The following is a 9,292-nucleotide window of genomic DNA, read 5'->3' on the forward strand; positions in this document are numbered from 1 at the left end:
TCCGGCTCGGACACCCCAAGATCACACCGCAGACCAGCCGATCATTCGTGATCGACACGCCACTGCCGCCAAGATCACACTGACCCCGACACGAGGTCACGCTCAAGATCGGGCTGAATGCTTACGTCCAGCGTCCTCAGCCCGTCGCGCGGGCGATGGCGGAGTTCCTGGCGAGGAACCCGATACACGGTGTCCGAGGGTGAGGATGTAGGTGAGCCCCGCAGCGACCGGACTCCGTCGGGTTCTGCCCCGGTCCGCCGTTCGGTCCCCTGCGGGGCCCGCTTGTACGAATCCGGGTCGGGTCCGCACGGCGTGCGGTTTTCGGCGGTCGAGATCGACCCCAGCGGGGTCCGGCCGGTCTCCCCACCCCGCTCACGTCGACCTCGCCCGCATCCCCGGGGAGTCGACGCCGAGGCCGAGGCCGAGACCGGGTCAGCCGGCTGCCGCGGTGGCGAGGCGGCCCGCGGACTCCCGCGACGAGGCGGTCGCGAGTCTCCGACCCGGGGATCCGGACCGGGGCGGGAAGCCGCCCCTGAACGTTCGGAGCGCGACGGCGAGGTCCGCGCCCCTCAGAGACCGTTCCGGCGGGCCACCCCGCCGAGCCACTCGAGGCTGGGCTTGGCGGTGCGGGTGAACGTGGTGCGGTCGACGCCGATCAGGCCGAAGGTCGGGGCGTAACCGCCGAACCACTCGAAGTTGTCGAGCAGGCTCCAGTGCAGGTAGCCGCGGACGTCGGCGCCGTCCTCGACGGCGGCGGCCAGCCCGCGCAGGGCGGCGTCGGTGAAGGCGATGCGCTGGGCGTCGTCGGCGGTGGCGATCCCGTTCTCCGTGATCAGGATGGGCATCTCGGGGAGCACCTCGCGCACCCGGCGGACCGACTCCCCGAGCGCCTGCGGCCGGTCCTCGATGTGCGCCAGGGTCGTGAGCTCGGGGGCCGGGGCGACCGGGCCGCCCGCACCGATCCGGGCGCAGCTGTAGACCTGCATGCCGACGAAGTCGCCGTCGGCGGCCGCCTCGAGGAACTGGTCCTCCATGGCGGCGCGGTGCGCGGCCATCTGCTCGACGGCGCCGTCCTCGGCGATCCACTCCTGGCCGACCAGCGCCAGGCCGACCGGCGGAGAGCCGCCGCGCAGCACGTCGAGGCCGCGCCGGTGGGCCGCCAGGAACGCCTCGCTCAGCTCCTGGTCCGGCCGCGGAAGCCCGTTGACCGGCTCGCCGCGGGCGGCCATCTCCGCCAGCACGGGCAGGCAGGCGGCCAGGTTCGGCTCGTTGAGGGTGAGCACGTACTCGGCGTCCTGCACCACGGGCAGCGCCAGCTCGGCGAACCGGGCGAACCGGTCGCCGGCCTTGGGGCCCAGCCACGAGCCGTCGCGGTGGAACCAGCGCGGCGTAGTGAAGTGCACGAGCGTCACGACCGGGGCCAGTCCCCGCTCGCGGCAGCCGTCGACCACCCGCCGGTAGTGGTCGAGCGCGGCCCGGGAGACCTCGCCCTCCTCCGGCTCGATGCGGCTCCACTCCAGGCTGAACCGGTAGGCGTTGCACCCCGCCCCGGCGAGCAGGTCGAGGTCCTCCCGCCACCGGTGGTAGTGGTCCACCGCGTCACCGCTCGGCTCGCGGAACGGGGTGTGCGGCGCGTGCTCCCACTCCCAGTAGTGGTTGTTGACGTTGCCGCCCTCGACCTGGTGGGCGGCCGTCGCCGCGCCCCACAGGAAGCCGTCGGGGAAGGTCGTGGTCATGGGGGTTCCTCACTGGTCGGGGTCGGGGGACGGGACGTCGGTGCGTGGTGCGGCACTCAGGGGGAGGCCGGTGCCGCCACCGCCGCCGCGCCGAGGACGGCGGCCAGCAGCGCCGCGGGGTCGGGGACGTCGTCGCCGCGCCACGCCACGTGCTGGTCCGGCCGGACCAGCACGAGGTCGGCGCCGTACAGGGTGCGCAGGCGCGGCACATGGTCGAGGTCGAGCAGCCGCAGGGGGACGCCCGCGCGCGCCGCGTCGTCGAGGAGGGCGTCGACGGGCGCGCCGGGGGCCAGGCGCAGCAGCGTGAAGCCGTCGCCGAGAAGGTCGTGGACGGAGCCGCCGTCGGGCAACCAGGTGTGCGGCAGCCGCGCGCCGGGGTGCGCCGACGGGGTGAACACCGTGAGGTCGGGCGCCGGGACCGGCGCGCCGTCGGGGACGACGAGCGGGGAGTCCGGGTAGTCGTAGCCGAGCACGAGGCCGAGGCTGTGGAACTCCGGGTGCTTGACCTGCAGCGCCTCGGCCAGCCTGCCGCGCAGCGCCCGACCGGTCGGGCCCTCGTCGTCGAGGTCACCGCTGGCGGCGAAGGACGGCGCGAGGAACGCCTCCTGGCTGCCCGCGGCGGCGATGGTGCGCTCCGCGACCGGCCGCCGCTCGGTCTCGTAGCTGTCCAGCAGGGACGGCGGCGCCCAGCCCTGCAGCACGGCGGCGAGCTTCCAGGCGATGTTGACCGCGTCGCCGACGCAGGTGTTGAAGCCGTGCCCACCCCAGGGCGGGTTGAGGTGGGCCGCGTCCCCGACGAGGAACACCCGCTCGCCGCGGTAGCGGTCGACCAGCAGCATCCGCGCCGACCACGGGTCGGTGGCGAGCACGTCGACGTCGACGTCGTCACCCACGACGGTGCGCACGAGCGCCACCGGGTCGGTGTCCCGGGGGTCGATCCCCTGCACGATCAACCACCAGGTGCCGGCGAGGTCGAGCCGGCCCATGAGGCCGCCGCGCGCTGCGCCGATGACCCAGTAGTGGACGCCCACGGCGCACAGCGGCCGTTCGTCGAGGGCCAGGGAGCGGAAGGTGATGCTGAGGTTGGGCTGCGCGCCCGAGGAGCCCTCGTAGCGGGCGCCGATCGCGGGGCGGGTGACACCGGCGCTGCCGTCGCACCCGAGCAGGTACCCGGCCGCCGTCTCGCGCCGCTCGCCGTCCGGGCCCTCCACCACCGCGCGGACCTCGTCCGGTCCGTCGGTGACCGACACGACCCGGTGCCCGATCAGCAGGGTGACGGACGGCAGCGCAGCGGCCGCCTCCCGCAGCAGCTCCTCGACCACCGGTTGTGGCGCCTGGTGGCCGCTCTCGGCGGCGATGTCGCGCCGCGTCGTCCAGAGGCCGAACGCCCCGGGGAAGCGGGTGATCTCGTGGCCGAACAGCCCGGTGCAGAAGACGACGTCCTGCGCGTGGGCCACCGGGAGCGGGGCGCGGGCGCGCAGGCGGTCGGCCAGCCCCCACCGGCGCAGGTGCTCCATCGTCCGGACGCTGGTGGTCTTGGCCCGCGGGCGCAGCGGGTCGAGCGTGGTACGCGGCTCGATGACGATGACCTCGACGCCCCGGCGGCCGAGCTCGACGGCCGCCGCCAGGCCGCTCGGACCGCCACCGGCGATCAGCACCGGGACGCGGGCGGGCAGGGTCGTCATCGGGTTCTCCTCATTCCGGGCATGGCTCGATCGGGTGTCGTCACGTCGGACGGGCCCCGCTGCGTCCTACGGGACGAGTCGGCGCCGCAGGAACGTGATCGTGCGCTCGAGCGCGTCGCGGGCGGCGTCCGGTGCGCCGAGCCACATGTGGTCGGCGCCGTCGTAGACGTGCAGGTCGACGTCGGCGCCCGCGGCCCGCAACGCCGTGGCGAGTCGCTCGCTCTGCACGCACGGCACGAACCGGTCGTCCCGGCCGTGCAGCAGCAGGAACGGTGGCGCGGCGGGGGAGACGTGGTGGACCGGGCCGGCCTGCGCGGCCACCTCGGGGACCGTCGGCGCCGGCGCGCCCAGCAGCTGGGCCTCGCGGCTCGCGGGATCCATCGGGTCGGCCCCGATGTCGGTTGCGACCGCGGCGACGTCGCTCGGGGCGTACCAGGCGGCGACCGCGGCCACCGCCGACGACGGCCCGGTCACGCCGACGTCCCCCTCGAGCGCCGGATCGTCCGCGGTCAGGCCGAGCAGCTCGGCGAGGTGCCCGCCTGCCGACTCGCCCCACGCCGCGATCCGGTCGGGGTCGACGCCCAGCTCGCCGGCGCGGGCGCGCAGCCAGCGGACGGCGGCCTTCGCGTCGTGCAGCTGGGTCGGCCAGACCGCCTCGCCGGAGAGCCGGTAGTCGACGCTGGCCACGGCGATGCCGGCCCGTGCCAGCTGCTCGAAGGGCGCGGTTGCGGGGTACGCCGGGCTGGCCGCGTGCCGGCTGCCCAGCCGCCACCCGCCGCCGTGCAGGAAGACGACGACGGGCGCGGGGCCCTCGGCCGGGAGGTAGAGGTCGAGCTCGAGCGGGCGGACGCCGGGCACCTCCGCGTAGGGCACCCCCGTGAGCAGACGTACGCCGCCGGGACCGGGCCGGGCCGGTGGCAGCGCAGCGGCGTGCGCGGGCGGCGGCAACGGCAGAGCGGGCGTGGGCATGGGGTACTCCTCACAGGGCCGGGCGCGGTCCCTCGGCCGCGTCCGGCGGGCGGTGTGACGACGACGGGCTCAGGCGTCCGGCCACTCGTAGCCCGGCATGAACCGCGTGTCGTGGGCCTGCGCTGCCGCCTGCATCCGCGCGACGTCGGGGATGAACGGTGGCTGCTGGGGCGTGGCGTGGTCGGTGGGGGTGCCCATCTGCTGGAAGAACCGTTCGAACCCGCCGCTCAGGACGCCCATCATCCGAGCGGCCTCCTCGACCCGGTAGGCGTGCGCGAAGCCGGCCGGTACGTAGCCGAAGTCGCCCGCGGTGAGCAGGCTGGAGGTCTTGGTGCCCTCGGCGTCCTCGAAGAAGAGCCGGACCTTGCCCTCGAGCACCTGGAACGTCTCGTGCGTGGCCTTGTGCGAGTGCGTCGGGATGAGGTCACCCGCCGGTGCCTCGCAGATGATGATGCCGAACTGCCCGTCGGTCTCGTCGGCGCTGAGCAGGACGGTGACCAGGTCGGTGAAGAGCATGGCGTGCTCGCCCTCGCCCCGATGCAGCACGTACGGCTGGGGCTTTCCGGGCAGCACGCCCTTCCACCGGGGCCCCTGCTCCGGGTCGATCAGGTACTCGAAACTCATCGCTTCTCCCGTGTGGCCGGCGGTGATCGCCCGAGGATCGGGCACTCGGGCCGCCGTGTCCCAGGGTCGTGCCATTGACCGGCAGAGCTTCTGCCCGGGGCGCTACTCCGCCGCGTTCCCGATCGCCCGGCGGGCACCGAGGCCGCGCGACACGGCGCGGGCGGCGGTCCGGACGGCGGGGCCCAGCTGGCGGGGGTCGGCGTTCCCCTCCGGCACCAGGACGGAGAGCGCCGCGGCCACCCGGTCGTCGGCGCCGAACACCGGTGCCGCGACCGAGACCAGCGGCTGAGGAGTCCGCCGTCGGATCCGGGCCAGGCCGTCGCGGCGGACCTCCGCAAGCGTGCGGCGCAGCGCCGCGGGGGACACGGCGACCTTCTCCGGCTCGTGTACCAGCGGCTGGGCGAGCACATGCTCCTGGAACTCCGGCTCGGCGAAGGCCAGCAGGGCGAGGCCCACGCCGGTCGAGTGCAGGGGCAGCCTGCCGCCGACGCGGTAGAGGACCGGCATCGCCTGGTGCGCCGACAGCCGTTCCACCAGGAGCGCCTCGTCGCCGTCCCGGACGGCGAGCAGCACGTGCTGGCGGGTGACCTCGGCGAGGTCCCCCATGTACGGCATGGCCACCTGGCGCAGCCCGTGACCGCGGGGTGCGAGGGAGGCGACCTCCCACAGCCGCAGGCCGACCGTGAACCGGCCGTCGTCCCCGCGCTCGAGGGCTCCCCAGGCCAGCAGCCGGTTGGCCAGCCGCAACGTGGAGCTGGTGGGGATGCCGCTGCGCCTGCTCAGCTCCCCGAGGGTCAGCGACCGGTGGCCTGCATCGAAGGCGGCGAGCAGGGACAGCGCCCGGTCGACCACGGGGTCACCCTGCGGTGGCCGATGTCCGCGGACCCGGGCCGGGGGAGGCGAGGCTTCGGTCACCAGGAGGACATCCGTTCCGATCGGCAGGGTGTGGACCCCCAGATGTGTTCCATTGAGCGGCATTGTGCCTGATGCCTGTCACGCTGGTGTCTCACCGCCGGTGGGAGCCGTGCCCGCACGGACCTGCCTGAGCCCTGGTCGTCGACGCCGCCGTGCGACGGCACTGCCAGGCTGGATCAGGCGGGGCTCACGCCGGCGTTGGCCTCGTATCGGACGAGTGCGTCGTGGGCGTCGTTGCCGGTCCGCGCCGGGCGACGCGGAGGACCCGGAGCACGAAGGCCGGAGTCAGCAGTGCCTCGGGCCTGCGCACCTGCGCCACGACCTCGTTCATGCGGATCGCGGCGCCGTCGTCGTGCTGCGCCGCGATCGTGACCCGGTCCATGTACCGGTTGAGGAGGTCGGTGCCGGCGGGTTTCGGTCCGGTCGTGCCGTCGTAGACGAAGTCGCCCCCGACGGCGATCGACCACGGGCCTGCCACGACCCGGGCCGCGGATCGGAAGTACCGGCGGGCGAACGAGCGATCGACGGTGCCCGAGCGGTCGAGGCACCGGCCGAGGGCCTCGGCCTGCAGGGCCGCGGACGTCATCCCCTGCCCGTAGATCGGGTCGAAGCTGCACACGGCGTCGCCCAGCGGCACCCAGCCGAGCGGGAACCGGCGCAGCCGCTCCACGTGCCGCCGCTGATTCGCGGGGAACCGATGCGTCACCGGCTCACCGAGCGGCTCCGACGTCTCCATCACCTCGGCAATGACGGGGGAGGGGAACGAGCGGGCGTAGGCCAGCCGCTCCACCTCGTCGACCGGCGGCGACTCGCCGTTCAGGCCGCCGACGAGCACGATCCACCGGTCGCCCTCCATGGGCAGCGCCATCGCGAGCCGCTTGGCGGCGGGGTCGTCGATCACCGCCGCGGCCTTCCACGTGCGGCCGGGCGTCTGGGAGCGGCGGTAGACCCTGGACACGTAGCGGGTGTCGACCGTGACCGTGGAGGTCGGTGGCGCGGCGAACCCCAGCTGCGCCAGCCACGCGAGGCTTCTGGCCGGGCGACCCGTGGCATCGACCATCAGCTCACACGGCACCGTCGACCCGTCGTCGAGCCGCACACCGATGATGCGGGTACCCGCGGCATCGCTGCAAAGACCGCCCACCGTGGTGTGGTCGCGGACGGTGACCTGGCGGAGGGCCTCGACGCGGGCACGGACCGTCCGTTCGAGGAACGGCCGCGACATCGCGGGCCCGCGCAGCGTCGACGGCGGGCGCCGCGCCACCCCGCCGCCCTGGTGCCAGTAGAAGTCGCCGCACAGGTCGAGGTCGACCGCTCCGCCCGCCTCGAGCTCGTGGACGATGCCGGGGAACCAGCCTGCGAGGAGCCGGGCGCCCGCGACCAGCAGGAGATGCGGGTGCCGACCCTGCGGTACCCGGCCGCGGGGCTCTGGGCCGTCGGGCAGGGTGTCGCGGTCGACGAGCAGCACATGGTCGAACCGCTTCGACAGCACGCGGGCCGCACACAGTCCGGCCATGCTCGCGCCCACCACGACCGCGGTGTGACCGATCATCATGTCCTCCTCAGGGCCGGAGGGCGGCGGCCTGGAAGAGGCCGTCGGGGTCGTAGGCGCGGCGGATCGCGTCGAGGCGGGCCGCGTTGCTCCCGAGGGCCACGGCCCGTAGCTCCGGCTCCTCGCCCAGGCCGGCGAAGTTGAGGTAGACGCCTCCGGTGGCGAACGGGGCGATCGCATCCCACGTCGATCGGGCCCAGCCAATCGCGGTGTCGTCGAGCGCGGGATCGTGCCACGACGCGTCCACGCTCAGGTTGAATCCGGCGGAGCGGTGCGGGTATGCGGTGGCGTCGTCGGCGACGCGGGCAATCGCGCCGCCCAGCGTGCGAATGAAGATGACCGACTCCGGTGTCGGCCGGTGGGAATCGAGCTCGATGACGGTGTCGATGAGCTCGTCGGTCAGTTCGTCGAGGAAGTGCGACTTCCAGTAGTAGCGGCCGCCGTCGGGGAACAGCTCATCGAGCGCGCTCTGCGTCTCGACGTACGTGGACGTCCCGGATAGGTCGGCCAGTGGCGTGCCGAGCTGCCGCAGCGGCGCCAGCACGGGGTCGGCGTCGACGGGGTTGCCGATGTAGACCCCTGCGACGATCACGACCGGTGTCCCGTGCAGCTCCTCGAGCACGTCCGGCAGCGGCGGGATGGACCACAGGCCGAACTCGGGCACGAGCGTGTCGGGTGCCTCGCGCGCCGCGTCGCGCCATGCGCGCAGCACGGCGCCTGCGTCCTCGTACGGGTACAGCACCAGCGCGCCCGCGACCTCGGGGCCGAGCGGGTGAGGACGAACTCGAGCGAGGTGACCACGCCGAGGCCGCGGCCCCCGCCCCGGGCCGCCCAGAACAGATCGGAGTGCTCGTCGCGGCTGGCGGTGCGGACCATGCCGTCGGCGGTCACGATCTCGACCGAGCGCAGGTTGTCGCAGCTGAGGCCGTGCGCCCGCATCATCACCCCGAGCCCGCCGCCGAGGGTCAGGCCGGCCACCCCGGTGACCGACACCTCGCCGCCCGGGGTGGCGAGTCCGTGCACCTGGGTTGCCCGGTCGACCTCGCCCCACGTCGCCCCGGCCTGCACGTGCGCCGTGCGAGCCCTGGGGTCGACCTGCACACCGCGCACCGCGGACAGATCGATCACCAATGCCGTCGTCGCACACTGCGCTGCCCGCCACCTGGTGGCCGCCGCCGCGGATGCTCACGACCGGGCGGTGCTCCCGGGCGACGCGCACCACCTCGACCACGTCGGCCACGTCGGCGCAGCGGGCGATCACCGCGGGGTAGCGGTCGACCAGCCCGTTCCAGACGCGGCGGGCCTCGTCGTACGCGGGCTCGCCGCGGCCGACGACCGCTCCACGCAGGCACCCGCGCAGTGCTTCGACCAGCGCCCTCTCGGGCTCCGGAGCCATTCGTGCTGCAGACTCGGTCTGTGTCATGGGAGCCACACTCGGCGCCGATCCTTGCACGGCACTTGCACGGGCGGGGACGACCGGCGTGAGACGGCACGGCGGGGCGGGGATCGCGGCGCCGCCGGTGCGGGTCGACGTGCTCGGCCCGCTGCGGCTGACCGTCGGCGACGCCGTGGTCGACGTGCCCGGCCCGAAGCGCCGGGCGCTGCTCGCGCTGCTGGCGACGGCCGAGGGCCGCACCGTCCCGGCCGATCACCTGATGGACGCGCTCTGGCCGGCCGAGCTGCCCGATACCGCCCGCGCCTCCCTGCACAGCCACGTCTCCCGGCTGCGGCGGCACCTCGGTTCCGCGGCCGGCCGCCTCGAGGGGCGCAGCGGCGGCTACCGCCTGCACCTCGACGACGACGGTACCGAC

8 protein-coding genes and 2 pseudogenes are annotated in these 9,292 nt (G+C 74.5%); 1 reads left to right on the forward strand and 9 read right to left on the reverse strand.

Annotation, left to right across the window (positions count from 1 at the left end):
- Positions 1–569: 569 nt before the first annotated feature.
- The 9 genes and pseudogenes from KME75_RS36720 to KME75_RS47175 form a co-directional block, all read right to left on the reverse strand.
- Positions 570–1,736, reverse strand: coding sequence for a glycoside hydrolase family 1 protein (locus KME75_RS36720; protein WP_219419543.1), 1,167 nt, complete (start codon positions 1,734–1,736; stop codon positions 570–572).
- A gap of 56 nt (positions 1,737–1,792) precedes the next feature.
- The gene (locus KME75_RS36725; protein WP_219419544.1) at positions 1,793–3,421 is read right to left on the reverse strand and encodes an FAD-dependent monooxygenase; all 1,629 of its coding nucleotides are present in this window, start codon (positions 3,419–3,421) and stop codon (positions 1,793–1,795) included.
- Positions 3,422–3,487: 66 nt separating this feature from the next.
- On the reverse strand, positions 3,488–4,390 hold the full coding sequence (locus KME75_RS36730; RefSeq protein ID WP_219419545.1) for an alpha/beta hydrolase: 903 nt from the start codon (positions 4,388–4,390) through the stop codon (positions 3,488–3,490).
- A 69-nt stretch (positions 4,391–4,459) separates the two neighbouring features.
- A complete protein-coding gene (locus tag KME75_RS36735) occupies positions 4,460–5,014 on the reverse strand; it encodes a quercetin 2,3-dioxygenase (protein WP_219419546.1) in 555 nt (184 codons plus the stop codon).
- 102 nt (positions 5,015–5,116) lie between these two features.
- A complete protein-coding gene (locus tag KME75_RS36740) occupies positions 5,117–5,866 on the reverse strand; it encodes an IclR family transcriptional regulator (RefSeq protein ID WP_308283414.1) in 750 nt (249 codons plus the stop codon).
- Between the two features lie 250 nt (positions 5,867–6,116).
- Entirely contained in the window at positions 6,117–7,484 is a 1,368-nt protein-coding gene (locus KME75_RS36745; RefSeq protein WP_219419548.1) for an FAD-dependent oxidoreductase, read from the reverse strand.
- Positions 7,485–7,491: 7 nt separating this feature from the next.
- Positions 7,492–8,223 (reverse strand): FAD-binding oxidoreductase, encoded by a 732-nt coding sequence (locus KME75_RS44310; RefSeq protein ID WP_246633560.1) that lies wholly within the window; start codon positions 8,221–8,223, stop codon positions 7,492–7,494.
- 179 nt (positions 8,224–8,402) lie between these two features.
- Positions 8,403–8,609 (reverse strand): annotated as a pseudogene (locus KME75_RS47170) (FAD-binding protein); the annotation flags it as partial.
- 13 nt (positions 8,610–8,622) lie between these two features.
- Positions 8,623–8,904 (reverse strand): annotated as a pseudogene (locus KME75_RS47175) (FAD-binding protein); the annotation flags it as partial.
- Between the two features lie 58 nt (positions 8,905–8,962).
- On the opposite strand from KME75_RS47175, the gene KME75_RS36755 reads away from it, so the two are divergent.
- Positions 8,963–9,292, forward strand: a 330-nt coding sequence (locus KME75_RS36755) for an AfsR/SARP family transcriptional regulator (protein ID WP_219419550.1), incomplete at its 3' end; no start/stop codon positions are given.

Source organism: Pseudonocardia nigra (genome assembly GCF_019396355.1).
GTDB lineage: Bacteria > Actinomycetota > Actinomycetes > Mycobacteriales > Pseudonocardiaceae > Pseudonocardia > Pseudonocardia nigra.

Excerpts from the sequence above, each read along its gene's own strand:
- KME75_RS36730 (WP_219419545.1), bottom strand. The coding sequence starts at position 4,390 with ATGCCCACGCCCGCTCTGCCGTTGCCGCCGCCCGCGCACGCCGCTGCG.
- KME75_RS36745 (WP_219419548.1), bottom strand. The coding sequence starts at position 7,484 with ATGATGATCGGTCACACCGCGGTCGTGGTGGGCGCGAGCATGGCCGGA.
- KME75_RS36725 (WP_219419544.1), bottom strand. The coding sequence starts at position 3,421 with ATGACGACCCTGCCCGCCCGCGTCCCGGTGCTGATCGCCGGTGGCGGT.
- KME75_RS36720 (WP_219419543.1), bottom strand. The coding sequence starts at position 1,736 with ATGACCACGACCTTCCCCGACGGCTTCCTGTGGGGCGCGGCGACGGCC.
- KME75_RS36735 (WP_219419546.1), bottom strand. The coding sequence starts at position 5,014 with ATGAGTTTCGAGTACCTGATCGACCCGGAGCAGGGGCCCCGGTGGAAG.